This window comes from Pseudomonas sp. IT-232MI5 (assembly GCF_949767845.1).
Lineage (GTDB): Bacteria > Pseudomonadota > Gammaproteobacteria > Pseudomonadales > Pseudomonadaceae > Aquipseudomonas.
Window position 1 is genome coordinate 39,522 of record NZ_CATKQE010000011.1, and the last position, 26,539, is coordinate 66,060.

At 58.1% G+C, this 26,539-nt stretch carries 24 protein-coding genes; 13 read left to right on the forward strand and 11 right to left on the reverse strand.

The features are described from left to right. Window positions 1-4 precede the first annotated feature (4 nt). Window positions 5-550 (reverse strand): PAAR domain-containing protein, encoded by a 546-nt coding sequence (locus ACM6JQ_RS09080; RefSeq protein WP_007913041.1) that lies wholly within the window; start codon window positions 548-550, stop codon window positions 5-7. A 397-nt stretch (window positions 551-947) separates the two neighbouring features. Here ACM6JQ_RS09080 and ACM6JQ_RS09085 point away from each other — a divergent pair, with 397 nt between their 5' ends. From ACM6JQ_RS09085 to ACM6JQ_RS09120, 8 genes are all read left to right on the forward strand, one after another. Next, window positions 948-1,937, forward strand: coding sequence for an aldo/keto reductase (locus ACM6JQ_RS09085; RefSeq protein WP_007913039.1), 990 nt, complete (start codon window positions 948-950; stop codon window positions 1,935-1,937). After that, a complete protein-coding gene (locus tag ACM6JQ_RS09090) occupies window positions 1,934-2,524 on the forward strand; it encodes a flavodoxin (RefSeq protein WP_007913038.1) in 591 nt (196 codons plus the stop codon). The genes ACM6JQ_RS09085 and ACM6JQ_RS09090 overlap by 4 nt, the downstream gene beginning before the upstream one ends. Before the next feature lie 24 nt (window positions 2,525-2,548). Further along, window positions 2,549-3,541 (forward strand): aldo/keto reductase, encoded by a 993-nt coding sequence (locus ACM6JQ_RS09095; RefSeq protein ID WP_007913036.1) that lies wholly within the window; start codon window positions 2,549-2,551, stop codon window positions 3,539-3,541. Between the two features lie 62 nt (window positions 3,542-3,603). Further along, on the forward strand, window positions 3,604-4,071 hold the full coding sequence (locus ACM6JQ_RS09100; RefSeq protein ID WP_007913035.1) for a cupin domain-containing protein: 468 nt from the start codon (window positions 3,604-3,606) through the stop codon (window positions 4,069-4,071). 229 nt (window positions 4,072-4,300) lie between these two features. Further along, a complete protein-coding gene (locus ACM6JQ_RS09105) occupies window positions 4,301-5,074 on the forward strand; it encodes a carboxymuconolactone decarboxylase family protein (protein WP_007913034.1) in 774 nt (257 codons plus the stop codon). Between the two features lie 121 nt (window positions 5,075-5,195). After that, the gene (locus tag ACM6JQ_RS09110) at window positions 5,196-6,140 is read left to right on the forward strand and encodes an alpha/beta hydrolase (protein ID WP_177321049.1); all 945 of its coding nucleotides are present in this window, start codon (window positions 5,196-5,198) and stop codon (window positions 6,138-6,140) included. Window positions 6,141-6,188: 48 nt separating this feature from the next. Continuing rightward, a complete protein-coding gene (locus ACM6JQ_RS09115) occupies window positions 6,189-7,241 on the forward strand; it encodes an alpha/beta hydrolase (RefSeq protein WP_007913032.1) in 1,053 nt (350 codons plus the stop codon). An 82-nt stretch (window positions 7,242-7,323) separates the two neighbouring features. Continuing rightward, window positions 7,324-8,217 carry a LysR family transcriptional regulator gene (locus ACM6JQ_RS09120; RefSeq protein WP_007913030.1) on the forward strand — a complete coding sequence of 298 codons (894 nt, stop codon included), beginning with the start codon at window positions 7,324-7,326 and terminating at the stop codon, window positions 8,215-8,217. A gap of 243 nt (window positions 8,218-8,460) precedes the next feature. Here the strand turns inward: ACM6JQ_RS09120 and ACM6JQ_RS09125 are convergent, their stop codons facing one another. After that, window positions 8,461-9,264 (reverse strand): 2OG-Fe(II) oxygenase, encoded by an 804-nt coding sequence (locus ACM6JQ_RS09125; RefSeq protein ID WP_414893603.1) that lies wholly within the window; start codon window positions 9,262-9,264, stop codon window positions 8,461-8,463. A 266-nt stretch (window positions 9,265-9,530) separates the two neighbouring features. Here ACM6JQ_RS09125 and ACM6JQ_RS09130 point away from each other — a divergent pair, with 266 nt between their 5' ends. Continuing rightward, window positions 9,531-10,502, forward strand: a complete 972-nt coding sequence (locus ACM6JQ_RS09130) for an AraC family transcriptional regulator (RefSeq protein WP_414893604.1) — start codon at window positions 9,531-9,533, stop codon at window positions 10,500-10,502. Between the two features lie 809 nt (window positions 10,503-11,311). Here the strand turns inward: ACM6JQ_RS09130 and ACM6JQ_RS09135 are convergent. Further along, window positions 11,312-13,231, reverse strand: a complete 1,920-nt coding sequence (locus ACM6JQ_RS09135; protein WP_414893605.1) for a tyrosine-protein phosphatase — start codon at window positions 13,229-13,231, stop codon at window positions 11,312-11,314. 512 nt (window positions 13,232-13,743) lie between these two features. On the opposite strand from ACM6JQ_RS09135, the gene ACM6JQ_RS09140 reads away from it, so the two are divergent. Beyond that, window positions 13,744-15,252 carry an EAL domain-containing protein gene (locus ACM6JQ_RS09140; protein ID WP_414893606.1) on the forward strand — a complete coding sequence of 503 codons (1,509 nt, stop codon included), beginning with the start codon at window positions 13,744-13,746 and terminating at the stop codon, window positions 15,250-15,252. Here the strand turns inward: ACM6JQ_RS09140 and ACM6JQ_RS09145 are convergent, their stop codons facing one another. Together ACM6JQ_RS09145 and ACM6JQ_RS09150 are read right to left on the reverse strand one after the other, a co-directional pair. Beyond that, a complete protein-coding gene (locus ACM6JQ_RS09145) occupies window positions 15,253-15,651 on the reverse strand; it encodes a hypothetical protein (protein WP_095111958.1) in 399 nt (132 codons plus the stop codon). Between the two features lie 80 nt (window positions 15,652-15,731). Further along, the gene (locus ACM6JQ_RS09150; protein ID WP_095111957.1) at window positions 15,732-15,998 is read right to left on the reverse strand and encodes a hypothetical protein; all 267 of its coding nucleotides are present in this window, start codon (window positions 15,996-15,998) and stop codon (window positions 15,732-15,734) included. Between the two features lie 142 nt (window positions 15,999-16,140). On the opposite strand from ACM6JQ_RS09150, the gene tspO reads away from it, so the two are divergent. Next, on the forward strand, window positions 16,141-16,581 hold the full coding sequence (tspO, locus tag ACM6JQ_RS09155; RefSeq protein WP_007916213.1) for a tryptophan-rich sensory protein TspO: 441 nt from the start codon (window positions 16,141-16,143) through the stop codon (window positions 16,579-16,581). After that, window positions 16,581-17,558, forward strand: a complete 978-nt coding sequence (locus ACM6JQ_RS09160) for an alpha/beta hydrolase (RefSeq protein WP_414893607.1) — start codon at window positions 16,581-16,583, stop codon at window positions 17,556-17,558. The genes tspO and ACM6JQ_RS09160 overlap by 1 nt, the downstream gene beginning before the upstream one ends. Before the next feature lie 313 nt (window positions 17,559-17,871). Here the strand turns inward: ACM6JQ_RS09160 and ACM6JQ_RS09165 are convergent, their stop codons facing one another. Continuing rightward, complete coding sequence (locus ACM6JQ_RS09165; RefSeq protein ID WP_007916204.1) at window positions 17,872-18,066, reverse strand: hypothetical protein; 195 nt, start codon at window positions 18,064-18,066, stop codon at window positions 17,872-17,874. A 223-nt stretch (window positions 18,067-18,289) separates the two neighbouring features. Here ACM6JQ_RS09165 and ACM6JQ_RS09170 point away from each other — a divergent pair, with 223 nt between their 5' ends. Further along, window positions 18,290-20,149, forward strand: a complete 1,860-nt coding sequence (locus ACM6JQ_RS09170; RefSeq protein WP_414893608.1) for an ABC transporter ATP-binding protein — start codon at window positions 18,290-18,292, stop codon at window positions 20,147-20,149. Between the two features lie 548 nt (window positions 20,150-20,697). Here the strand turns inward: ACM6JQ_RS09170 and ACM6JQ_RS09175 are convergent. The 5 genes from ACM6JQ_RS09175 to ACM6JQ_RS09195 form a co-directional block, all read right to left on the reverse strand. Continuing rightward, window positions 20,698-21,390, reverse strand: coding sequence for a hypothetical protein (locus ACM6JQ_RS09175; RefSeq protein ID WP_095111952.1), 693 nt, complete (start codon window positions 21,388-21,390; stop codon window positions 20,698-20,700). An 88-nt stretch (window positions 21,391-21,478) separates the two neighbouring features. Further along, complete coding sequence (locus ACM6JQ_RS09180) at window positions 21,479-22,039, reverse strand: hypothetical protein (RefSeq protein ID WP_007916191.1); 561 nt, start codon at window positions 22,037-22,039, stop codon at window positions 21,479-21,481. Window positions 22,040-22,052: 13 nt separating this feature from the next. Then, the gene (locus ACM6JQ_RS09185; protein WP_238539563.1) at window positions 22,053-23,138 is read right to left on the reverse strand and encodes a patatin-like phospholipase family protein; all 1,086 of its coding nucleotides are present in this window, start codon (window positions 23,136-23,138) and stop codon (window positions 22,053-22,055) included. Next, a complete protein-coding gene (locus ACM6JQ_RS09190; protein ID WP_414893609.1) occupies window positions 23,138-24,043 on the reverse strand; it encodes a diguanylate cyclase regulator RdcB family protein in 906 nt (301 codons plus the stop codon). The genes ACM6JQ_RS09185 and ACM6JQ_RS09190 overlap by 1 nt, the downstream gene beginning before the upstream one ends. Continuing rightward, window positions 24,040-26,454 carry a dynamin family protein gene (locus tag ACM6JQ_RS09195; protein WP_414893610.1) on the reverse strand — a complete coding sequence of 805 codons (2,415 nt, stop codon included), beginning with the start codon at window positions 26,452-26,454 and terminating at the stop codon, window positions 24,040-24,042. Before ACM6JQ_RS09195 ends, ACM6JQ_RS09190 begins: the two co-directional genes overlap by 4 nt. Window positions 26,455-26,539: the final 85 nt, after the last annotated feature.

Here is a 26,539-nt window from a genome sequence, read left to right on the forward strand (position 1 = left end):
GTCCTTATCCCAAAATCGAATTCAATAGACTTTCGGTGAGAGATGCCGCTTCTTCGGATGCTTGCTCTTCAAATTGGAGCATCACGCACGCCTTCCCCGATAGGTTCGAAAATTTAATGGCGTTGTCTTTATCAAATACACCGGGCAACGATGAGCCGTCATCAAAATGCGCGGTGCAGGATAGGCCTTCGTAGCTCTCGTCCGCAGGTATTCTGAAGCCGATCCAACGCGCATACCCCGCTAACGGCGCAGGAGCAACAAACTCACAAGGCGAATGGGTATCACCGATTATCACCGTCCCCGACCCGCCAACTACGACGCCGCCGTGAGTGCCACCCGTGTCAATGGTTGCGGCATTCTTACCGTTGATGAGCACAGTCGAAGATAGGCCAGATGAGAGCGCACTCCCGCATGTGCACGCGTCACCTTGCCGTGCTGCGGCCAGTCCGTCGAAAAACACGTCGGGAGAGCCGACCGCAATAGGGTTGGTGCCGTGTCCTGGCAATGGGCAACTGTATGGATCACTTTTTCGCGCCGCTGGCTTGGCCATAATGACTTCCTGTCAAATCCTTGTGAGCGTCGTAAGCTACCAGAACAGGTCACTTGTTAAAAATCTATGTGTTGGAGGGCATTGTCTATCGCCCTCCAATAGCCGCACGCATTAGCTGATCAGCGTTTGAATCGAGACGTCACAACTCGGATGGGAAAGGCTGCCTCTGATTGCATTCACGGGCAGCAATCGGCCAAAAGCGGACGGTCAAGAGAGTGTCAGATTTTTTGTGTGCGAGCGGTGATGGCCTACCGTGACCCAGGCTTTCATTCGGCAGTCGCCACGTCCCCTTTTCCGGGACTGATGAGCAAACCTCATCAAGCTTTGCCGATTTACCCGTCTAGTCCTCAGTCGTTAGCGCGCTTACTGTTCTTCCCATGCCCAACGGGAGATCAACATGCACAAACGCACACTCGGCAACAGTTCACTCGAAGTATCCGCCCTCGGCCTCGGCTGCATGGGTCTGAGCCATGGTTATGGCCCGGCCACGGACACCGAACAAGCCATCGCACTGATCCGCTCAGCCGTTGAGCGAGGCGTCACGTTCTTTGATACCGCCGAATTCTACGGCCCCTATATCAATGAGCAAGTAGTCGGCGAGGCGCTGGCGCCAGTTCGCGACCAGGTCGTGATCGCCACAAAATTCGGCTTCGCCGTCGGCGCCGACAATACAAAGCAGACTCTGGACAGCCGCCCCGAACGTATTCGAATAGCCGTCGAGGGCTCGTTGCGTCGTTTGAAGACCGACTACATCGACTTGCTCTACCAGCACCGCGTCGATCCGAACGTGCCGATCGAAGACGTCGCCGGCGTAGTGAAGGACTTGATTGGCGAAGGCAAGGTCAAGCACTTCGGCCTGTCGGAGGCCGGTGCGCAGACCATTCGCCGTGCGCATGCGGTGCAGCCGATCACGGCGCTGCAAAGCGAGTACTCACTGTGGTGGCGCGATCCCGAGCAGGAAATCCTGCCGACGCTTTGGGAGCTGGGCATTGGCTTCGTGCCCTTCAGTCCGCTGGGGAAGGGGTTTCTCACTGGCACGGTGACGGCTGAGACCACTTACGGCAGCGACGATTTCCGCAGCATCGTCCCGCGTTTCAGCCAATCGGCGCTCCAGGCCAATCAGGCGCTGGTGGTGTTGGTCCGTCAGATAGCCGCGCAGAAACAAGCGACACCGGCGCAGATCGCGCTGGCCTGGCTGCTCGCGCAGGCACCGTGGATTGTGCCGATTCCGGGCACGACCAAACTGCATCGCCTGGAAGAAAACCTCGGCGGCGCGGAGATCACGCTCGATGCGGCCGAACTCAAAGCGATTGATACCGCGCTGGCGCAAGTCCGCATCGAAGGCGAGCGCTACCCCGAATCCCTCAAGGCGCGTGTCGGCCGATGAGTAACGATCACGATCCGCTGCGGCGCACGGTGATCGCCGCATTGGCCAGCGCGCCACTGCTGTCGCTTGCCGACACGCAGAGTGCCGGTGAAACACCGCGTTCTGGCTCGCGCATTCTGGTCGCGTATTTTTCGCGCTCGGGCAATACCCGTGTGGTTGCCGGGCTGATCCAGCGTGGACTGGGTGCCGATCTGTTCGAGATTTGTCCGGCCCACGCTTACCCCGAGGACTATCTGCAAACCGTGGAGCAGGCCCGCCAGGAGCGTGACAGTGGCTTCGAGCCCGAGCTGCAGAACAAGGTTCATGCCCTCAGCGACTACGACACGATCTATCTCGGTTTTCCGATCTGGGGTGAAACCGCGCCGCCGATCGTGCGCGCATTCCTCAGCGCCCACGACCTGACCGGCAAGACCCTCATCCCCTTCAACACCCACGGCGGTTACGGCTTGGGCAACAGCCGCAGTGTGCTGGTCAAGCACGCGCCGAAGGCCAAAGTGCTGGAAGGATTTGTGATGGAGGGTGAGCAGGAGCGCAAGACCATGGAACGCGTGAACGGCTGGCTGAACGATCACCCTCTCACGCATTAATCGAATTCTGTACGGAGTGACATAATGAAAAACCGCACGTTGGGCAATGGCCTGGAAGTGTCTGCATTGGGCCTTGGCTGCATGAGCATGACGTCGGCCTACGGGCCGGCAGCCGACCAAGCCAGCATGATCAAGCTGATTCGTTCGGCCCACGAGCAAGGCGTCACCTTGTTCGACACCGCCGAAGCGTATGGCCCGTTCGCCAATGAAGAGCTGCTGGGCGAGGCCTTGCAGCCGATCCGCGAGCAGGTCGTCATCGCCACCAAGTTCGGCTTCGATATCGACCCGATCACCGGCGCACGAGGCGGCGGCACCAATAGCCGGCCGGAGCGTATCCGCGCCGTCGCCGAGGCGTCGTTGAAGCGCTTGCGTACCGATCACATCGACCTGTTTTATCAGCACCGCGTTGATCCGCAGGTGCCCATTGAAGACGTCGCCGGCACCATCAAGGAATTGATCGCCGAGGGCAAGGTCAAGCATTTCGGCCTGTCTGAGGCAGGTGTGGAAACCATCCGCCGGGCCCACGCGGTACAACCGGTCACGGCGGTACAGAGCGAATACTCGCTGTTCTGGCGCGGCCCGGAACTGGAGCTGCTGGCGGTGCTGGAAGAACTGGGGATCGGCTTCGTACCGTTCAGCCCGCTGGGCGCCGGTTTTCTCACCGGTCAGATCGATGAGCACACGCAGTTCGACGCCAGCGACTTCCGCAACTTCGTCCCGCGTTTTTCCCCCGAAGCGCGCAAGGCCAACCTGGCGCTGGTCGATGTGGTGAAAGTCGTCGCTGAGCGTAAGCACGCGACACCTGCGCAAGTCGCGCTAGCCTGGTTGCTCGCACAAAAACCGTGGATTGTGCCGATCCCTGGCACGACCAAACCCCATCGACTGCAAGAGAATCTGGGCGCGGTCGAACTGCAATTGACCGGCGACGATCTGCGCGTGATCAACGAGCAGATCGCGCAGATTCAGGTGCACGGTGAACGCCTGCCGGAATCGGCACTGAAAATGACCGGACTCTGAGTCTGCCCAACGCGGCGCCACGGGCGGCGCCGCTTTTCTTGTCTGACCGGAGAACCAATCCGATGAACCGATTGATTGCGCCACTCGTTGCTTTGTCACTGATGGCGGCAGAGTCCCAGGCCGCCGGCGAAATCCGCATCACGCCAAACGGCGCGCAGCCCTCGGTCAAGGGCGCGGCGCAAAACTTTACCGGCACGGTGCGCGTTGATGGCCTGTTCAAAGGTGAACCGCCGGCGCGCATCGGCGGCGGCACAGTGACCTTCGAGCCGGGCGCACGCACGGCGTGGCACACCCATCCGCTGGGGCAAACGCTGATCGTCACTGCCGGCGTCGGCTATGTGCAGCAAGAGGGTGGCGCGCGTCAGGAGATCCGTCCGGGCGACAGTGTCTGGATTCCACCGAACACCCGTCACTGGCATGGCGCCACGGCCAGCAACGGCATGACCCACATCGCCATCGCTGAAGCCGAGGACGGCAAGACCGTCACTTGGGGGGAACAGGTCTCGGATGCGCAATACGCCGGTAAATGAAGTTACGGAATGTGTCGAAGTTGCGCTCCCGGCACGTTGGGGGCAATCGACTAGTCGACGTCTAAGCCCCGAATCTGCGGGGTTGCGTCTGGATTTCTGCGATGACTGCTCCGTCGATTCATGAGTTCTGCTCAGGAACCCATGCGCAATATCAGGGTTAATCGCCATAACCAACCTCCGTACGATTCAGCGACACCGCAGCGCCCCGCAATGGATGGAGCCCTTCACGATGATCACTGACACCCGCAACAGCACTGCACTCCCCACACTCATGGCGCTCTGCCTTGGCGTCGGGGCGATGTTCAGCGTCACCACTCAAGCAGCCGAGGCTTCGCCCACCATGACCAGCACACCCGCCAGCGCAGCCAGCTTGTCGAGCCAGCAACAAGCCATTCCACTGATCGCGGCGTTCATGGCGACCAGCGACATGCCCAACCTCAACACGGCGCTCAACCAAGGGCTTGATGCCGGCCTGACCATTAGCGAAACCCGTGAAGTTCTCGTGCAGCTCTACGCCTACGTCGGCTTCCCCCGCAGCCTCAACGCCTTGAATGAATTGATGACCGTGGTGCAGGCGCGCAAACAACGCGGCCTTGACGATGCGCCGGGACGTGAGCCGAGCCGGGCGACTCCGGTCGGGGATGAGCTATTGGCAGCGGGTACGGCGAATCAAACGAAAATCTCCGGCGCCCCGGTCAAAGGCCCGGTGTTCGAGTTCGCTCCGGTGATCAACCGGTTCCTGCAAACCCATCTGTTCGGCGACATTTTCGAGCGCGACAACCTCGACTGGCAAAGCCGCGAACTGGCGACAGTCGGGGCGCTGGCAGCGTCCCCGGGCGTGGAATCGCAACTGCGTTCGCACATGGCGGCGAGCCTGCGCGTCGGGCTAAGTGCGGCACAGTTGCGCCAGGTCACCGAGCTGCTTGAAAAGCATGGCGATACACAGACTGCCAAGCGGGCAAGCGCAGCGCTGACCCAAGCGCTCGCAACAGCGGGGAAATGACATGAAATCTGCAAAGCATTTACTGAGCGTCACGCTGCTGAGCCTGTTGGCGGCCTGCGCGAACCACTCCGAAGGCCCGCTGCTGATCCAGAAACAAGGCAGCTTCGCCGCCGGCGGAACGATGACCACGGCACCGGGCACCTTCAACCCGCGCCAACCGATGACACCCAACGGCCAGACCTACCACGGTGACCACGTCTACGCCTTCTATCAAATCCCGGCGGACGCGCGAAAACTGCCCATCGTCATGTGGCACGGCGCGGGTCAGTTTTCCAAGACCTGGGAAACCACCGCCGATGGTCGCGAGGGTTTTCAGAACATCTTTCTGCGCCGCCACTACGGCGTCTATCTGATCGATCAGCCCCGGCGTGGTGATGCCGGGCGCAGCATGGTCGAGACCACCATCAAGCCTGTGCCGGACGAACAACTGTGGTTCAACCAGTTCCGCATCGGCCTTTGGCCCCGCTACTTCAACGGCGTGCAAGTGGCACAGGACGCCCAGACCCGCGAGCAGTTTTTCAGGGCAATGACGCCGAACACCGGGCCGTTTGACATGGGCGTGGTCTCCGATGGTGTGTCGGCGCTGTTCGACAAAATCGGCCCCGGCATCCTGTTTACGCATTCTCAGGGTGGCGGGCCGGGCTGGTTGACGGCGATCAAGAACGACAAGGTCAAAGCCATCGTGGCGTTCGAACCGGGCAGCAGTTTCGTGTTTGCTGACGGTGAAGTGCCGGCGCCGATTCCCAGCGCGTTCGACACGGTGCAAGGCGCAGCGGTGCCGATGGAGCAATTCATGGCACTGACGCGCATTCCGATCCTGATCCTGTACGGAGACAACATTCCGGAACAGACAGTCGATCTGCCCGCTCAGGACAGTTGGCGCGCACGCCTGAAAATGGCCCGGCTCTGGCGTGACGCGGTCAATCGCCATGGCGGTGATGTGCGACTGATACACCTGCCGGAGATTGGCATTCACGGCAATACCCATTTCCCCATGTCGGATCTGAACAACGTGCAGATCGCTGATCTGGTCGCGCAGTTCCTCAAAGAAAAACAGCTGGACTGACCCAAATACTTTTGCTACTGCCGCCCTTTTTTTGCTCAGGAGCTTCACGTGAAAAACACTCTCAAAGCCACGCTCATGTCGGCATTGGTCGGTCTCTCGGCGGGCGAAGCGTTAGCCGCTGACTACAAGAAGAACCCGTTCACACTCGCCTATGACGGCGCGATCAGCAAGAACGAGCCGGGCAAGGTCAACATCCACCCGGTCAGCTATAAGCTCAACGGGCTGGACATCGCCGCCAATGTCTACACTCCTGCCAACTACGACGCGAAGAAGAACTACCCGACCGTGGTGGTTGCGCATCCCAATGGCGGCGTAAAAGAGCAAGTCGCCGGTCTCTATGCCCAGCGGCTCGCCGAACAGGGCTACATCACCATCACGGCCGATGCGGCCTATCAGGGCGCCAGCGGTGGCCAGCCGCGCAGCATCGATAAACCGGCGTATCGCATCGAAGACATTCACGGCATGGCCGATTTCATCAGCCAGTTCGCTGGCGTGGATGACAATCGTCTGGGCCTGCTCGGCATTTGTGGCGGCGGTGGTTATTCGTTGGCGGCGGCGCAAACCGACAAACGCTTCAAATCCCTGGCGACGGTGAGCATGTTCAACTCGGGTCGAGTACGCCGCAACGGCTACAACGACTCGCAAATGGACAGCATCCAGCAACGTTTGCAGCAGGCATCAGCTGCCCGCGCGCAAGAAGCAGCGGGGGGCGCGGTGCTGTATTCGGGGGATGCCAACCTCACCGACGAGCAGATTGCCAAACTGCCTTTCGAACTGTATCGCCAAGGCTATGAGTACTACTGGAAAACCCACGCGCACCCGAACTCGACCTTCAAATACACCACCAGCAGCCTTATTGACCTGATGCGTTTCGACGCCACCGACCATATCGAATTGATCAATCAACCGTTGCTGATGATCGCCGGCAGCAAGGCCGACAGCCTGTACATGACCCAGGATGCGTTCCCCAAAGCCACCGGCACCACCGACAAGGAAGTGTTCATCCTCGATGGCGCCACCCACATTGAAACCTACTGGGTGCCGCGTTATGTCGATGCCGCGATTGGCAAACTGACCACGTTCTACGCCCGTACCTTGTAATCAACTCTCTGGGGGTCGCGCATCTGTGTGCGACCTGCTTTCATGGAATAATCACGCGCCCCCTCATGAGAGGTTCTCATCAATGTCCCGCGCCAATCTCAACGACCTGCAAGCCTTCGTGGTCATCACCCGCGAAGGCAGCTTTACCCGTGCTGCCGCACAACTCGGCGTCTCGCAGTCGGCGCTGAGCCACACCATGCGCGCACTGGAAAGCCGCTTGGGTGTGCGCCTGCTGACGCGCACCACACGCAGCGTCTCGCCGACCGAGGCGGGTCAGCGGTTGTATCAATCGATGGCACCGAGGTTCGATGAGATCGAACTGGAACTGGCCGCCGTCAGCGAGTTTCGCGACACCCCCGCCGGCAATGTGCGGATTCAGGCGTCCGAGCATGCGGCGAACAATATTCTCTGGCCGAAGCTGCTGAAGGTGCTGCCCGACTACCCGGACATCAGGGTCGAAATCACCGTCGATTACGCCCTTTCCGACATCGTCGCGCAGCGGTATGACGCGGGGGTGCGCCTGGGCGAACAGGTAGCCAAGGACATGATTGCCGTACCGATTGGGCCATCGTTGCGCATCGCCGTTGTCGGCTCGCCGCAGTATTTCCAGCATCGGCCTTACCCGATGGAACCGGGAGATCTGGCGGCGCACAACTGCATTAACCTGCGCCTACCGACTCACGGCAGCCTGATGCAATGGGATTTCGAAAAGGATGGCCACGAGCTCAAGGCCCGCGTCGAGGGCCAATGGACATTCAACAGCAGCGTGCCAATTCTGCGTGCGGCCGTGGCGGGATGTGGCTTGGCTTTCCTGCCAGAGGACATGGTGGCGAAGGAACTTGCGGACGGTAGCCTTGTGCGGGTGTTGGAAGATTGGTGTCAACCCTTTGCCGGTTACCATCTCTACTACCCCAATCGTCGCGAACACTCATCAGCGTTTGGCGTTGTAGTTGAAGCGTTACTCTACAGGGACTGAGACATCGACCTTCAAGGCGTCTGGATTTTTTCCGCCCCCTCACAACCGTGAATGAGCAGATGATTTTGATCGACTGCGTCGGGCGCGACCGGCTGCAATGGGAGGTTTACTGCTCATTATGAATGGCAGCTATTGGCCGAGAGCAGCCTTTCGTGAATGGCAGCAATTGGCCGAAAGCTGAACCACCACCAGCTGCTACCACCCAGTCCAAAAAACGGCTGCTTCCCTGATTACGCAGCCTCCTCACGCTTTCGTTCTAAACAACTTATTCATGTAGTACCTCAAACTCCACCGATCCTTCGGCCGCGGCTTATAGTGCGTTTTATTCCTCTGCCCCGGCTCCCCGCCCACCCCACTCGCCGTGTAGTAATAAAGCGCAATCGACCGCCGAGTGATGTGTTCCGGCGTAGTCAACGGCTCCGGATGCCCATGGTTACTATCCTTGTCCGTATTAAAAATCACACACCGGTTATAAACCGGTAGCACTTTCTTCAGACATTTCTTCATCCCCACATCCCAAAGCTCCAGGTTGCCGCCGTACGCCTCCTGCCAGTCCTCGGTCAGGTAAATGATCACGTTCAACCGCCGCTCTACGTTGAGCTTTTTGTTCAGCCGAAAATCCGAGTGCACGCCGAGGAAGCCGCCGGTTTTGGTTTCGTGTAAGCCGCCGCCGGCGAAATAAGGGTCGGGGATTAGCCCTTGAATGCCGGTGAGTTTTTCGAGGAATTCCAGCATGGGTGCGGAGTTGAAGGTGTTGAACACGTTCTTCAGATACGGGCTGCAGGCGTTGGGGCTGATCTGGCGTTTGAGTTGGCCTTTGTAGCCGCGCTCGTAGGTCTGTTCGTTGTTGGTTGGTTCGACCGGGAAGTGTTCGCGGATGCTGGAGATGACGTCTGCTTGCAGGAAGTTGTCGATGACGATGTGCGGGAATGGTGTGGCTTGGGTGTATTCGCGGGTCAGCGATTCGCCGAAAGCGCTGGCGGCGTTTTGGTCGAAGTCGAGTTCCGGGGTCAGGGTGATGGGGAGTGTTTGCGTGTTGGCTTGCATTGCCGCTCCGATGATTTTTGGCTTTCAGGGCTGGGCAAACAGGGGCTGGGGGTTTGGCGCGGTGCCTGTGTTTGCTTGCTGAGTACAGTGGCGAGCAGGTTGCCATGTCGGCGATTGGCTGCCGAGTGTCCTTTGCTTAAACGTGGTGCGGCGCTGTAACGACATATTTCCGACTGTCACAAACCGGTCATATTTCCTCTGCTAACCTCCTCGGCGCCCTACCCTTCACCCCTGTCCTAGAGCCCCCAACCGAAGGTGCCGCCAAGGTGTTTCCAACTCCTGTTCGCCAGCAAATTATCCTGCGTTCCGACAACCTCCGTTCGGACGACTTCGGTGCACTGTTTTCCCGATTGTTTGGCAATCGTTATGCCGACAACCCGCCGCTGCCGTCGAACATCATTATTGGCGGGGTCTACGGGCGGCACGATGGCGTGAGTTTTCGGCGGATGCGTTATCACGGTGATTTCACCGTCGCTTTCCCCGATCCACAGGACGAGATCACGTTCGTCATTCCCACTGCCGGCAAGATCGTTTTCAACCATGCCACCGAGTCTATCGGGGTGTCGCACGTTGGGCTGGCGATTGATAAGGCGGATATCCGTTCGATGCGCTTTCTGGATGATCACGCGCATCACGGGATGTCGATCAATCGCCATCAGCTCACCGAGCGGCTATCGGCGCTGTTGGATAAACCGATTCTGCAGAAGATCGTTTTTGAACCGAGCGTGGATCTTGAGACGGCAGCGTTTCAGGGGATCAAGGCGTTGATTGATCTGGCGACGGGGACGGAGTTTGATCTGTTGCTCAACAGCGGGACGTTGATGCCGTCGCGGTTGCGCGAGATGTTGGTTGATGCGGTGCTAGAGGCTTGGCCGCATAACTTTTCCGAGGCGTTGCGGCGGCCGACGGCGATGGTTGCGCCGCGCCATGTGAAGTTGGCGGTGGAGTTTATTCAGGCGCATCCTGAGCAGTTGGTGAGCGGTGTGGATCTGGCGCGGTTGAGCCATGTCAGTCAGCGCGCATTGCAGGAGGGGTTTCGGCGGTTTGTCGGGATGTCGATTGTGGCGTATCAGCGGCAGGTGCGGCTGGAGCGGGCTTATGAGGTTTTGAAGCGGCGGGGTTCGGGGTCGGTGACTGAGGTGGCGTTGCGATTTGGGTTTAGTAATGTGGGGCGGTTTTGTCGGTATTTTCAGGGGGCTTATGGGGTGAGTCCTGCGGATTTGCGCGGGCGGGATTGAGGGTGTGAGTCTGTTGTGGTGATGGTGGCTGGGAAGGCGCTATCGCTAGCAGGCTAGCTCCCACAGGGGTCTGTGTTGTGATTGAGATTGTTGGCAATCCACAAAACCTGTGGCTGGCTTGCCAGCGATTGCAGTGGGTCAGGCAATGGAGATGTTGGCTGGGCTGGCCAAATCGCTGGCAAGCCAGCTCCCACAGGGGTCAGCGGTGTGATTGAGATTGTTGGCATTCCACAATCTTTGGGAGCTGCTTGCCAGCGATGGCGGTGGGTCAGGCAATGAAGAGGTTGGCTGTGCTGGCCAAATCGCTGGCAAGCCAGTTCTCACAAGGATTTTTGGTGTGCCTGAGATTGTTGGCAATCCACAAAACCTGTGGGAGCTGCTTGCCAGCGATGGCGGTGGGTCAGGCAATGAAGAGGTTGGCTGTGCTGGCCAAATCGCTGGCAAGCCAGCTCTCACAAGGGTTTTTGGTGTGCCTGAGATTGTTGGCACTCCACAAAACCTGTGGGAGCTGCTTGCCAGCGATGGCGGTGGGTCAGGCAATGAAGAGGTTGGCTGTGTTAGCCCAATCGCTGGCAAGCCAGCTCTCACAAGGATTTTTGGTGTGCCTGAGATTGTTGGCAATCCACAAAACCTGTGGGAGCTGGCTTGCCAGCGATGGCGGTGGGTCAGTCGATGGAGATGTTGGCTGGGCTGGCCCTATCGCTGGCAAGCCAGCTCCCACAGGGGTTTGTGGTGTGATTTAGATTGATAGCAACCCATAGAACCTGTGGTGTTGGTTGGAGTGGGGTCTTCCTTGACCCCGCTTCTGTTTAGAAGGCGTAGCTGGCTTTGAGGCCGCCGTTGAAGCCGTGGCTGTCGCCGCCGCCGTTGGCGCCGACTTCTGCGCCCAGGCTGAGGGCGCCGAGGCTGGCCATGACGTTGACGCCGCCGCTGAATTGGTCGCGGTTGTCGAAGGCGGCGCGTTGTTCGATGTCGAGGCCGAGCAAGTGGCTTTGGCTGTCGACCTGGTTGTCGCCCAGTGTGCGTTCGTAACCCACTTGTACGCCCGGCACCAGTTGCCATGCGCCCATCGTCACCGGCGCAAAGGCGACGTTGAGATTGGCGACGGCACTGCGGCGGGTGGCGCTGTTGTCGTCGACATCGAGTGAGAGTTCGCTGCCCTTCTCTTTGAAGCCGTTGAGGTCTAGGTGGCTGATGCGCAAACCCAGGCTTGGTTCGAAAGTCATGCCGTTGACCGGGGCGCGGTAACCGAGGGCGACAGTGGCGCCGGTGAGGTTGCCGTGGCTGTTGCCTTTCGCGGTGCCGAGGCCGCCGCCGAGATCGCGTTTGCTGTCGTAGTCGACGTAGCCGACGCTGGCGTTGGCGTCTAGGAACAGGCCTTGTTCGAGGCTGGTGAAACCGTAGCGGGCGCCGACATTGAGGAAGGTGAAGTCGGTGTCAGCTTCGCCACCGGCGCCGCCGACCGTGCCTTTGCTGTAGCCGAAGCCGCCGCGTGCGCTGAGTTGTTCGCTGAAGCGTTGGGTGACGCCGACCATCAGGCCTTGGCTGTGTTCGTTGCTGCTCTCGGCGTGGGACGAGCCGTCGGTGCCGAGGTAGCCGGCGAGCGCGGTGGTCCAGAGGCGGTATTGGCCGACCTTGAGATCAGTGCCGCTGGCGAACGGTGCGGCGACTTGTTCGATCATCCCGTTTTGGCGCAGCAAGTAGCTGGCGGCGTCGGCGTGTACCTGGCCGCCGACCTGGGATTCAACACCGCCGAGGGTGCCAGCGTCGATGGCCGATTGCAGGTAATAGTTGTAGGCGCTGTAGGTGCCGGACAGACTGGTGTTTTGCAACTCGCGGAGCAATTCGGCGCCGGCAGCGGCGTTGCCGATCAGCCCGGCCTGACCCGGCAGGCTGTTGTATTCGACCAGTTCGCCGCGCAGGACGTAAATGGTTTCTTGCGACAGGCCGAGGCCTTGTTTGAGGTAGTTGTCCATGCTGCCGTATTCGGCGGTGACTTCGTCGAGTCCGGCCTGCAAGTAGCTAGCCTGGACGCCGAGCAGTGGCTCGTAGATCGCGGCCATGCTTGGCGGTAGCGCCTTCAGCGTGGCGGCGACGCGGGCGGCGGTGTAGTCGTTGGTCGCCAGGTAGTTGGCCATGATGGTGGCGTCGTCGACGCCGGCAATGCTCTGCAAAACGGCAGCGGTCCAGCCGGTGCGATCCTTGCCGGCGGTGCAGTGAAACAGTTGCGCGGCATCGACACTGGCCAGTTCATTGAACAGCACGCCGAACTGGCCGCGCATGCCGGCATCGCTGACGAAGGCGCGGTTAGTCTGTTCCATCATGGCGATCGCGTCGGCGGCGCTGTTGAAGGAAATGTTGGTGATATTCGAGCCGGAGGTGGTGCTGCCGATGATGTCGATGTTCTGGTAGGTCGCACCACTGATCAGCGTGTCCGGGGTGGCGGCGATTTCGCTGGGGGTGCGCAGGTCGTAGATGGCTTTGATGCCGAGACTGTTGAGGGTCGCCAGATCGCTGGTCGTCGGCGTCAGCGCGTTGGAGCGGTAGAACACGCCGCTGCGCATCGTGCCGTCGTGGGCCGTGGTGTACGCGGTGGTGATGCCGGCGATATCACGGAAGTTGTCGATGCCTTGCAGGCGCGGCGTGTCCAGCGGCACGGACTCGGCAGCATGGGCGGCGGCAATGGACAGGCTCAGTACGGACAGCGAACACAGTAGACGTTGAAACACAGTGCAGCCTCATTGTTTAAGCGTTGGGCTGGTCACTATGGGTAGGCAAGTGATACTGAATATGACAGTTTTGCTTTGAATGGAAATGGCTGCGTGATCGGGCCGTGGGGTGCGCGATTGGTCCGTACCAGGCGCTAATCCAGGGAGCAATTTAGACCTGTCTGCTTGGATGATTGAAGATTTCGGGCGTCACCCAATACCTGTGGGAGCATGGCTTGCCCGCGAAAGCGGTAGGTCTGGCTATGAGGATGTTGGACGTGCCGACGCCATCGCTGGCAAGCCAGCTCCCACAAAGTTTTGCGGTGTATGGAATGCTCGCGCAAGGCGAGCCGGCGGTTGATCTACAGCAATATTTGCCCCACACACCGGCGGTATTCTGAATGGGCTGGGAAACAGCCGTGCTGTGCGCACGTCACAGGCCTTGAGGCCAAGGTGGCGCCATGAACAAAAAACGCATTGTCTGGGGGAGCATTCTCCTGGGCCTTCCGTGTGTCTTGCTTCCGGTCATTTTGATGGGTTACGTCGCCTGGATGTTGAATCTGGCAGCGGCTCAACAACGTCTGGAAGCCCTCGCTTCCGTCGCCTCCAGTCGTGCCCATGGCACCTTCAGTGAAGCGGCCGGCGCGCTGAAATCCATCGCCGGTTCCCGGCTCGCTCCGTGCACGCCGGAAAGCATCGACGAGATGCGTCTGCTGACCATCAACATCCTCTCGGTGAAGTCGATCGGCTATGTCGAAGAAGAGATTTACGCCTGCGGGTCATGGGGCCTGGTCGGGCAGCATGCGGCGCCGTGGCGTGAAGACTTCACCACCGCGGATGGCGTGCGTGTGTCGCTCGGTGTGCAGTCGCGCATCGTTGCGGCCAAGCCGATGATGGCGCTGCAGTACGCGGCGTTCAACGTGCTGGTCGATCCCGAGCAGTTTTTGCAGGTGATGCTTGACGAGGATCTGCACCTGGCGGTCGGCACCGCATCCGGGCAATTGATCAGTGCCTCGCGTCCGGGCGCAGAACACTTTCTTGCTCGCGTGCATTCCGGCCCGCATTCGGGCCTTGCCGACGGCTATCTCTACACCCTCGTGCACAGCGGCGACTGGGTCGTCATCGCCGCGCTGTCGCGCCATGAGCTGATGCAAGGCTTGATCCGCCGGGAGTTACTGCTATTGCCCATCGGTGGTTTGCTCGCTGGGGTGCTGGTGTTGCTGATCGTGCGCCGCACCCGGCAACGTCTGTCGCCGCTGGCGGAACTGCAAATGGCGGTGCGCAATCGTGAGTTCGTTGTTCACTATCAACCGATCATCCGCCTCAGCGACGGAGCCTGCGTCGGTGCGGAGGCACTGGTGCGCTGGCAGCATCCGGATGGCTCGCGGGTGTGCCCCGATGCGTTTATTCCGCTGGCCGAGCACAGCGGTTTGATTCTGCCGATCACCGATCAAGTCATCGACAATGTGATGCGTGACCTCGGCCCGTTGCTGGTCAAGGAGCGCAGCTTGCACGTGGCGATCAATCTGGCGGCGAAGGACGTCAGCAGCGGGCGCTTTCTGGCGAAACTGGAGGCCGCGCTGGACCGGGCCAACGTGCAGCAGCATCAAATCTGGCTGGAGGCCACCGAGCGCGGATTCGTCGAGATCGACGCCGCGCGGGCCACGGTCAACCATGCCCGCGAGCTGGGTTATCTGGCGGCTATCGATGATTTCGGCACCGGGTTTTCCAGCCTGCAGCATTTGCAGCAACTGCCGCTGGACGTGCTGAAGATCGACAAGTCGTTTGTCGACAATATCGATCAGGATGCCGCGACCGGCACCGTGACCGGCCACATCATCGAAATGGCCAAGAGCCTGCGCCTGCAGATAGTCGCCGAAGGCATCGAGACCGAAGCCCAGCGCGATTACCTGCGCGATCACGGCGTGCATTTTGGTCAGGGCTGGCTGTTTGGCAAAGCGATGCCGGCGGATGAGTTTTTGCGGTTCTATCAAGACCGGGCAAACGTGCTTGTCGACCATCCAGCGCTAGAAAGCGTGTAACTATCGACGACCTCCGGACAAGCCACCCGTCAGCTGACCAAGAATCTGCACGAGCTCAGGTCGCGTCCATTTTTCCCACGGTACGACCTCCTTGTTATCACCGGTGTGCCAATGCTCTCCAGAATCAAACGCGAGGTAGATGGAAAAAGCCGGCTCGGGCATTTCGGCATCCATGCCGAGGTTCACGATATCGCCGAACAACAGATTCATCACCTCGTCGCATGCGTGAAAGTCGCGTGCACCGCTAAGGAACTGATCGGCCATGGCAATCGCGACTTGATTCAACAGGTCGCGAGGATTCATCTGCACGGCCTGAGAAATAAGGCTCAAGTCGTGAATCGTGTCTTGCTCGAGGATTTGTAGAACGTAAGCAAGATCAGCGCGGCTCAGGGTCGGCAAGGCGTGTCCTCCGGGCGTACAGTGAAGTGTGCGCGCAGCATGCAATGGATCCCCACCGTTGCCAACGTTTGCCTCACCCTTCAGTTGGTCTGGCTGACGACCTTGATGTCCGTAATCCCTACCCGCTCGGCCTGTTCGAGGATCTGCTCGGGTGTTGAGTCTGCAGTGGGCATCATCAGGCCGTTTTCCGCGTCGCCCAAGTGCAGTTCCAGCAGATGCATCGCGGCTTCGTGCTCGGACAACTGCTGTTCCTTGAGTTCAAGCAGAAAAGTCCGCGGCTCGCCGTTGAATCGATATTCGATGTGATAGGTGTACATGATGTCATCCGCGTCAGTTGGAAAAGGCACTGATTATCCTGACGCAGTGGTCAGTTTTTAGTTCAAATTGAATCGCCTCTCTGGCCAATCCGGATTTCATGGCAAACTTTTTCCTTGCCGAGGCGTCCCTTTCTTAAACCCCCAACCGGCTGATTTCAGCCAAGGACAGGCGATGACCTTCTTCATTTTTCTTCTGGCCTGCGCAGCAGCGGCAACCACCGGCGTGATGTTCAAACCGGGGCCGTGGTACGAAGGACTGAACAAACCCGGTTTCACCCCGCCCAATTGGGCGTTCCCCGTGGCCTGGACGATTATCTATCTGCTGCTGGCCTGGGCCGGTTACCGCTTGAGCCTGATTCCCGGTAGCCAGACCGTGCTGGCGCTATGGGCGGCGCAGATTGCGTTGAACACGCTGTGGACGCCGGTGTTCTTCGGTGCGCATCAGGTGCTGGCGGCGATGGTGATTCTCACCGTGTTGTGGCTGGTGGTCGCGGCGATGGTGGTGCTGGCAATACAACTGGACCTGATCACTGGCTTGATCCTGTTTCCGTATCTGGCGTGGCTGTGTGTGGCGGCGGCGTTGAATTTTTCCATCCTGATCAAGAACCGCTGATGAACAATGCCAATTGGGGTACTGCAACACCGTGGCCGCAGGGCGAACGCGAGTTGGATGAGGTGCGCGCCTTCAACAGGAAGCTGGCCTGGCTGCCACGTTTCAAGATCCGCAATCGCCTGACGCCGCGTGTGATTCAGGCGCTGTTGCGCGTCAGCCAGATCGGCGGTTCCGGCGTGTTGCGCAAGTTTGGTCTGACGGCTGAGCGCAAGCTGATTGATAACGTGCCGGTGCGGATCATTCGCCCCAAAGGCCCGGCGAAAGGCGTGGTGCTGGATTTTCACGGTGGCGGCTGGGTGATCGGCAATGCGCAGATGGACGACAACTTCAACGCGGCCATCGTCGACAGCTGCCAGGTGACCGTGGTTTCGGTGGATTATCGACTGGCCGTGTCCACGCCCATCGAAGGACTGCTAGAGGATTGCCTCAACGCCACTCGTTGGCTGTTACAAGAGGCTGAGTTCGCCGGCCTGCCCGTCGTGGTAGTCGGTGAATCGGCGGGTGGTCATCTGGCGGCGGCAACCTTGCTGGCGCTGAAACAATGGCCCGATCTGCTGCAAAGAATCAGCGGCGCACTGCTGTATTACGGCGTCTACGACCTGACCGGCACGCCCAGCGTACGCACCGCCCCCGCAGACACGCTGGTGCTGGACGGCCCGGGCATGGTCGAGGCGCTACGTCTGCTTACGCCCGAGTTGACTGACGAGCAGCGCCGCCAGTCACCACTGTCTCCGCTGTACGGCGATTTCAGCGGCTTCCCGCCCGCGTTGCTGTTTGCCGGTGAACTCGATCCGCTGCGCGATGACACTCTCGAGATCGCCAAGCGCTGGGCGCAAGCGGCCTCGGTCGAAATGTACATGCTGCCCTCCTCGCCTCACGGGTTTATCCACTTTCCCACAGCCATCGCCGAGGGCGTGCTGGCGTACAGTCGAAAGTGGATTTTGGCGCGCGTTGAGGCTGGCGCGCCGCGAGGTTGAAAACTGGCAGCCCGGCCAGATGCTGAAACGCTGTCCCACACTATTCCGCGTTACCGGAAGATCAAAAGCAAAAGCCCCACGGCTATCGCAATCCAACCCACAACTCTCGCGGCGCCTGCCCACTGATAATACCGGCGCTTGTCTCTCTGCTCCCTTGTAAGCATCTGAGCGGACATCAGCCGAGACCGCTCTGCCTTAACGGACTTTGAATAGCCGAACATATCTGACACATACAAAATCAGCCCCAGGCCTATCACCAACAGTGCGCAAGCGAAACTCACCACATCGATCCCTCTATCGAAACCCGCCAGATTCAAGCGATGTAAAAGAAGTACAGCGCCAAACCAAGCAACTGCATGATCAGCATGATTGAAAGAACATGATTGCAAGCCCTCCACGCCTTGCTCACCGGTTTGCTCTTGGCCACCCGGTAACGAAGGTAACTGTCGAGTGACAGCGACGCCGTGGGAATGAGCACGAACAGAAACGTCAAAAAGAAATTAAACATTTTCTTTGCCCATCGACTCCCAACAGGAAACCCGGTGTATTCGCTGCATCTTGCGTTGCTCAAGGCGTCTGAGCTGTCAGCTTAGCTGACCGGCATGCACCCGGAATCCCGGGCGATACTCGGGAATCCAGCGCCCAATGGGGACAAGCCATTGACGTGCAAACCCTCAAAGCCGCCATTCAATGGCAGAATCCCCCAGACCCTGATCATTTCGGAGACCACAATGCTGCGCGTGTTTGAACAACGGCTCGACCCATTTCCTCCCGACGAAGCACCGCCTCCGCCCGTCGGCCTGATGCGGTTCCTGTGGGCCTGCACGCGCGGCGCACGCGGTTATATCCTCGCGCTGGCGCTGCTCAGTGCTGGCGTGTCGATCTACGAAGCCTGGCTGTTTTCCTTTCTCGGCCAGGTCGTCGATCTGCTCTCGACGTGGCAGGCCGGTGGCGGCGTCAACGCGCAAGAAAGTCGCGTGCTCTGGGGCATCGGCATCGTGTTGTTCATCAGCATTGGGCTGGTGGCGTTGCGCACGATGGTTCAGCACCAGATCCTGGCGATCAACTTACCGTTGCGGCTGCGCTGGGACTTTCATCGGCTGATGCTGCGGCAAAGCCTTTCGTTCTTCTCCGATGAATTTTCCGGGCGGGTCACGACCAAGGTCATGCAGACCGCATTGGCGGTGCGCGAAGTCTTGTTCACCCTGATCGAAATCGCACCGGGCATCGGCGTTTACTTCATTGCGATCATCGCCCTCGCTGGCGGTTTTGCCTTGAAACTGATGCTGCCGTTCATTGCCTGGCTCGCGTTATTCGGGCTGGCCATGGTTTATTTTGTGCCGCGCTTGGGGAAGGTCGGCCAGGAACAGGCCGATGCGCGATCATCGATGACCGGGCGCATTGCCGACGCCTACACCAACATCACCACGGTGAAACTGTTCTCGCACTCCAAACGTGAAGCACACTTCGCCCGCGCGGCGATGGAGGATTTCAAGCTCACCGGTTTTCGCCAGATGCGTCTGGTCAGCCAGTTCGAAATCGTCAATCAGGCGCTGGTGGTCGGGCTGATTCTGGGTGCCGGCGGCTACGCGCTGTGGCTCTGGCATCTGGGTCAGGTCGGCACCGGTGCGGTGGCGGCGATTACCGCCATGGCGCTGCGCATCAACGGCATGTCGCACTGGATCATGTGGCAGATGACGTCGCTGTTCGAAAACATTGGCACCGTGCAGGACGGCATGGCCACCCTCACCCGCGGCCCCAAAGTGCAGGACGCACCGAACGCCAGCGTGCTGGTGCCGGCGGGCGGTGCAGTGACGTTCGACAAGGTCAATTTCAACTACAACGGCGAACGTCAGGTCCTCGACAATTTGAGCCTGAGCATCCGCGCTGGCGAGAAAATCGGCTTGGTCGGCCGCTCCGGTGCGGGAAAATCGACGCTGATCAATCTGCTGCTGCGCTTCTATGATGTCGACAGCGGCGAGATTCGCATCGACGGCCAGAACATCGCGAAGGTGAGCCAAGACAGTCTGCGCAGCGCGATCGGCATGGTCACCCAGGACACGTCGCTGCTGCACCGCTCGATTCGCGACAACATCGCCTACGGCCGCCCCGACGCCAGCGACGAAGATATCCGCCGCGCCGCCGCCAACGCGCAGGCCGACGGTTTCATCAGCCAACTCAGCGACAAGCAAGGCCACAGCGGTTACGACACGCTGGTCGGCGAACGCGGCATCAAGCTTTCGGGCGGCCAGCGCCAACGTATCGCCATCGCCCGGGTGATGCTGAAGAACGCGCCGATCCTGCTGCTCGACGAAGCCACCAGTGCGCTGGACTCGGAAGTCGAAGTCGCCATTCAGGAAAGCCTCGATGAAATGATGCAGGGTAAGACCGTCATAGCTATTGCCCATCGCTTGTCGACGATTGCGGCGATGGATCGACTGATTGTCATGGACGACGGAAGGATTATCGAGCAAGGGACGCACGCTGAATTGCTGAGCAGGAACGGCATTTATGCGCGGCTCTGGCAGCATCAGAGTGGTGGGTTTCTGGGGGAGGATCAGGGCGTGGCGGCGGCGATGGATCAGGCTTGAGGTATTCAAAAGGCTCAGGCCGGCCACCGACGCATCTCACGCTGATCAGTTCCGTGGACGCCGATACCGGAAGCCTGGTGTTTGCCCACACCGAAGTCGGGGAGCACAGAGTGCATTACACATCACGTGTCGAGTTGCTGAGCATGCTCAACAGCCTTTTGCGTCAGCGCGTGCCCATTGCTGTCGGTGGCATGCTCCCGGGACCTGCCGACGAAGTAGACATGTTAATCGCAAACGAAGTGCTTGAAGGGCCGTACATAGAACTGTCTTGGTCCGGCCCCGGGCAATGGGCCCTGCGCGAAATCGACGGCACTGCTGGGCAATGGCAATTAGTCGCTGACACTCGAAGTATGGCCAATGTGTCATTCGATCCGCAGTCGCTGAGATCCTTATGCCGGTAGTGGCTTGAATCGGCTCATCTACATGACTGGCAAGAGGTTTTAGAAACACAGGCGACACCACGGTTTATACTCTTCATCATCGTAGCCGCGCCCTCTGCCCTCTGCCCTCTGCACAGCACATATATCGCGAACTCCAATCAGATGGCGTCATCGCTTTTGATGCGCCAGACACTTATAAATAATAAGCGCAATCACCAAGCCTATAACGATCGCAGCAAAATCGATGATGATCTGAGCCCACTGGAATCGAAGGTGTGTCCAGACACAAGGGCTATTCTCCCCTACCAGTAGCGCCCAGGTGATGCCCTCACTTTGTTGCCATCCACAAGCGCGAATGGTTGGCTCCCAAAAAAACTCACATATCCAAGAGATTGAGAGACAAACTAGCGTCGGAACAATGATCATCTTTGGGTATTTAACGCTGCGCTTGGAACTGTTCATCCAGACTGTCATTAAAACAGATATGACTGCACCTATCAGAGCAAAGATTGCAAAAAAATAGTAGGGAATATTCAGTTCAACAAACTTTGTTAATGCGAGCAAAAACATCAGCAAAACGGGGAGAATAAAAAAATGAACCTTCAGCATCCCCTTGAATGTCATCGAGTAAACATAGGACCATCCGAATAAGACACAACCAATAAATCCAAAAAAGTGGACAGCCTCTCTCCCGCCCACAAACCAGTTTCGTCCCTCGATTCCAAATAGCTGAAAAAAATATTGATCCTTGAACGGCGGATATCCGGTGAGCACCTGCATTAAAACAATTATGCCGAACGCAATTATTGCAACACCCAGCAGCACGATAGATGTTTTGGTTGTAGCTGGAGCTAAATCCATGGAAATCCCCTAACAAATTAGCCAACAACAAATGACTTGAAATTTTATTTAACCAACGACTTCTCGCTTTACCCCGCTAAAGACAGGGTCAAACCCTCAACTCTTCCAGAATAGTCCGCTGGTAAACATCATACATAGGCGAGCTTTTCATCGGCTGCACCGCCCAATGAAAACGCATGCCTTGACCAATCATGATCGCGCTGCGGATTTCATTCATTGGCTCAAACACGTGGTTTGATTTCTGAAATTCCATTTGCCTGTTGCGCAGCGGAGCCGCGCCGTAAATGTCTCGAAATTCGTGGATCAGCATCGCCTCGAAATCGGAATAAACTTTCGAGGCGTTCCGCGCGCGAGGGAAACAATAGCCGATGAGAAACTCATACTCGCCTTGCAAATCCGCGAGTTCCATCAGCCAGTTTTTGTGCTGAGTGATACGTTGTTCAAAGTTTCCTTCGCCGATATAGACCGTGGGAGAAACGCCTAGCGGGTACTGGATGGCGAACAGACCGTTGAGCCTGATCACATAGACGCATCGTTCAAGGTCTTGCTGTTTTACCCCTCTGCGTTGCAATTCCGGCCAGACATCAGTTCCCCACGTCTGACCACAATTCCAATGCAGCCAATCCCATTCAATTTTTACATTTGCCACTTCTGACTCCTTGTCAGGGCTGCCTGGATAATCGTGCCATCGCATCGGCCAGTGTTGCGTCGGCACTTGCGGACTCACTTGCGATGCCTGCAAGAGCGGCTTGCGCGACACGCAATTCGTCGCGGCTTTGCTGAGCCTTCATGACCCGTCCAACACAATGCAGCGTGTCCTGATAACCTTGCTCGATCCAGGTGGGGATCTTGTCGACATCAAAACCGAGCAAGTCCTGAGCGCCACTCATGAGGCCCGTAGCTCGGTTAAGGCTTTGTTGGGGACGAATTTCCAAAATGGTTGCATCCGGAAATCGTTGACGGCTCCATGGCGATCCATCACTCAAGTGAGTGACGATTACCAGATTGCATCCAGCTTCCAGCAATGGGGTGATTGGCGTATTACCCTGCATCGTCTGCCAGCCACCTTGGCCGCCGTCCGAGTAACGTTTTTCACCGTGTTTGCGGGAGGCAAACAATAGCGGGATCGCAGCAGAAGCCAGCAACACCTGTTTGCGCCGGTCTTCCTCGAGCGACTGTATATGCACGAATTCCGAATCCGGTGTATTGCTCAGCCCCAGCTCAGCCATGAATGCTGACGCCAAGTCCTGCAGACCGCCGTTGCTGCGATACAACGAGACATAGAGTGGGATCCCTGTCGCTAGCTGCTTGCTGTCGAGAAACTCATCCATCAGTTGCTTCAACGGTTGGTCGTCCAGCAAGCCTTCGTCGAGCCCATCAAGCCAGCTCGGCAACTCGAACTCAAAGGCGCCCGCTATTTTCTTCACGGCGTGAACAAGCCCGAGCACAGCCCCTGCCCCCTGAATCCGCAGGCCCGCCGCAGCCAACAGCGCCAGATATCCAGGCGCCTTCATGCTCAACGGGGAGTCATTGGCCAATCTTTCCCAGACAGCCTCAAGGCGCTCGATAGCAACATCCAGCGATGGAGAAGAAGCCAGAACGCCGCCGTTGAGAGCGCCAATGCTGGCGCCTGAAACTGCATCAATGCGGGTGCCGAGTTCGCGCAAGGCTCTGAGCACACCGACCTGATAGGCCCCTTTGGCCCCACCACCGGAAAGTACCAACCCGACTTTCAAGGGAGCAGTCATCATAAAGCCTCCAGAAACAGCTCACTGATCATGGCTTCTGTCACCCTTGGCGCTGCAATGATCCTTGGCAAATGCACAGGCAACTCTTCCGGGGTCTGCGAGGCCGCAAATGCGAAAGGTGTGAAATATGGGTCCGTCCAGTCCCCCAGATAGCGAATAGCATCTTCGCCGTCAGCAGAAACAACACTTCCAACAGGACGAGCCAGCCACCGGTCGCGAGTCGCTATACGCTCGCCCTGACTAATTCCTGCATCCTTGTTCATCTGAATGATTGCCTGATTGGCCAGACGCTCAAGCTGTTTCTGTCGTTCGTGCCCGGACACTGTCTGGCAATAGTCGCCAAACGCCCCCCACCGCAGTTCTTCAAGTGCTGCATAGCAGCGCCCGGACAGCGTGAACATATTGAACCGCCCTGCTCCCCACTTGCCGAAGACATCGTCCAGATGCAGGTGTGCCTGCTGTAACCGGTCAATCCTTGCGACATTGCGATCCAGCTCATCACAACGCTCGTCCAGACGTTGCGAAAGCGAATTAATAGCCTGGCGGCTCTCTATGGAAAAATCGACGAGGGTGGCGACATCATGTTTGAGGGCGTTGACCCGGGTGTTGACTTGAACAATCGCATGATTGCTTTTGGCCAACGACTCGCTCAAATCCTTCAACCAGTTCAACGCACCTTCCACGCCATCAGTAAGGCTTGCGTTGATCTCAGCCTGATTGCGATCACCCTGACCGGTAAAGCCGTCGAAAAGGCGAGTGAAAAACCCATCCCGCTTGGCCATGTAACGTTGGCGTTCCCGCGCGACATCAATGCCGTTGGCAAAATCCACCACGAATTTTTCGGGCAGACACGTCAGTGTCTGGCAGATATCCGAGCCGGGTGAAATCGGGGTCTGCTCACTCATGCCGCCACCTCAACGCCCGCGGAAGGGATGTCACGTTTGAGCGCATCACTGTCCTTTTGAATACCAGGCACATGGCGTTTGAAGCCTGCCAGCAGTTCACCCAGTCTTTGCTGCTGCCCTTGATCGGACTGTTTGTCGCGAATACTTTGATTCAGGTCGCTGCGGATGGACTCGACGGTGAGCCTGAGTTCATCAAAGAAGTTGTCAACACTGGCCTCCAGTGGCTTGGCGATGGTCTCGACCGTGGCACTCGCCAAACCAGCGAACACATCGGCGACAGACTTTTCGATAGAGGCCTTCACCTTATTCACGTCGATTTCAAAATATTCCTCTCTCGACGAATAGGTTTCCCAACCCCAGTCATCTGTCTCGAAGAAGCTGCAAATGCCCCCCCACAACCCACCGGCTCGACGCCGCCGACGCACACTGCGCTGCTTGTTTTCGATGACCTCACCCAACACTTCTCCACTGGAAGGTCGCATTGAAAGCGCTGGCATGGGTGGTAGTTTGATTGCAATGGAAAAGCCGCTGCGGTTCAAACGCTGGTTGAGTTGGCTGATAATCTCACTGGCCTGAGTTGAAATGCCTTGCTCGAACAAAACATGAAAATCTCGCAAAATGAGCTCAGTCTCTGCGACTAAACGCCTTTCATTGAGCGTGATTATCTCCCGGACTCCATTCTCGATACCCTGCGTAATCTCTTGAGCTTTTTCCCGATTGCTGAGTTTGATGACAGGCGTGTCTTCATTAAACTCATAGCCGTAAGTCGTACGTCGTCTCTCCAGCCTCCGTTGGCTACCCGCACCCGTCAGCATCGAGAGCAGTCCGGTCAGAGACTCTCTTTTGCGCTCCTGAGGTTGTTGCTCTTCGGTTTCCTTGCCCGCTTTGAATCCCTCTTGAATCTGAGCGCTGATGGCGGCACGAATTTCAGAAAAGACCTTATTCATTTTTCCATCAATAGCTTGCAAGGCGCGTTCGGCATCCTTTCGCGTCTTGGCTTCCAGACCGGTGATACGGTCGATGTCATTGCGCAAAGAATTGATCTGCTCGCTCAATTCTTCTACGCCCTTTCCCAGCGCAGCATCTCGAACAGAGAGAAAGTTGTTCAATCTGGCCGCGATGTCAGCGAGCTTGGCGGCAGCAGAAGCCACGGCAAGTGTCGCAGCGCCGGCGTGGGCTTTACGAATGATCTGATCCAGAGGAGCCGCGAACAACGAGGCATTCCAGAGTGCGTTGGCCGCTGTTTTCACGGCCTCCGGATTTGTCACCATGCTCGTCCAAAGCATGCCGAACGCTGCTTTACCGAAGTCCTCCACCCAGGCGTTCTGCTCGCCGACAATCGTCGGCAAGCAGCCATTGAGTGCCAACTCGCGTCGTGCACGGTTGGCAAGATCGCCGAATTTTGACGATACGGGGAATACCTGAGAATGCTGTAGTCGACCCTCCATCAATGAATCAGCAACAAGGCGTTTGGTCTGCGCCTCATCATCACTGTTGCGATCTTTCTCATCGAACTTGTTGACGAGCGCAAACATCCGCCCTTGAGCTACATCTGCGATTCGCTCCAGTTCCTGGCGCACATGCTGGTCAGCATCTGACTTGAGTTGAGTGAAGTCCAGAACGGCTAAAACAGCCGAGGCGTTTTTCAGTTGCTCGCCCAGCATTTTGCGAAGATGCTGCTGGCCGGCTTCATTCGGGCCGGGCGTGTCGAGCAAGGTCAAACGGCCCAAACCTTCTGGCATTGCGGCCAAATGGGAAAACTCGACTTCAATAGCGGGGATTTCGTGAATTTCGTCATAGCTATCAAATGGGAAGTCCACGCCCAACTCGAGCGCTACGCGCACTAGATCATTCAAGCTTCTGAGAAACCAAAAAATGGCCTCAGGACCCTGATAGCAGTTGTCAAACCGCTGATTTTCGTCAATTAGCCGCAGCAGGGACTGCATATCCTTGTCGTCAATCAGTTCGTAGGGCAATTGCTGCCCGGCGGGGTCACGCAGCAACTCATGCAACTCAGCTACGACACTGTTGATCGGGCCGATGTTTTCCAGACGCAAAACAGGTTCGATCTGGCCGGGGGTATGACGAATGAGCGTCGGTAGAGCGGTCATCGGACGATTTCGATTTGGCAGCACCTCAGTGCCGACAATGGCGTTAATCGTCGTCGATTTACCTGCCTTCATCGTGCCGACAACGGCCAGCACCATTTCCAGGCGCTGAAGCTTGTCTGCTTCGCCCCGGAGCATTTGCAGATCTTTCTGGATGCTGGCCTGGGTAAACGTCTGGTGCTCATGACTGTGCTCATCGACCACTACGCCGTCTGCATCCTTCATTCGTTGCAACAGATCGATTTCCACTTCAAGCAAACGCAGGGATTCTTCGCGCAGCAGTTCGATATTTTGCTCGTACATCTGATCTCCTTGAAAATTAGCGGCCCGGATTGCGGTCCTTGAATCTGCCAATGCTTTACTCACAACAGCTGTCACTGCATCAAAT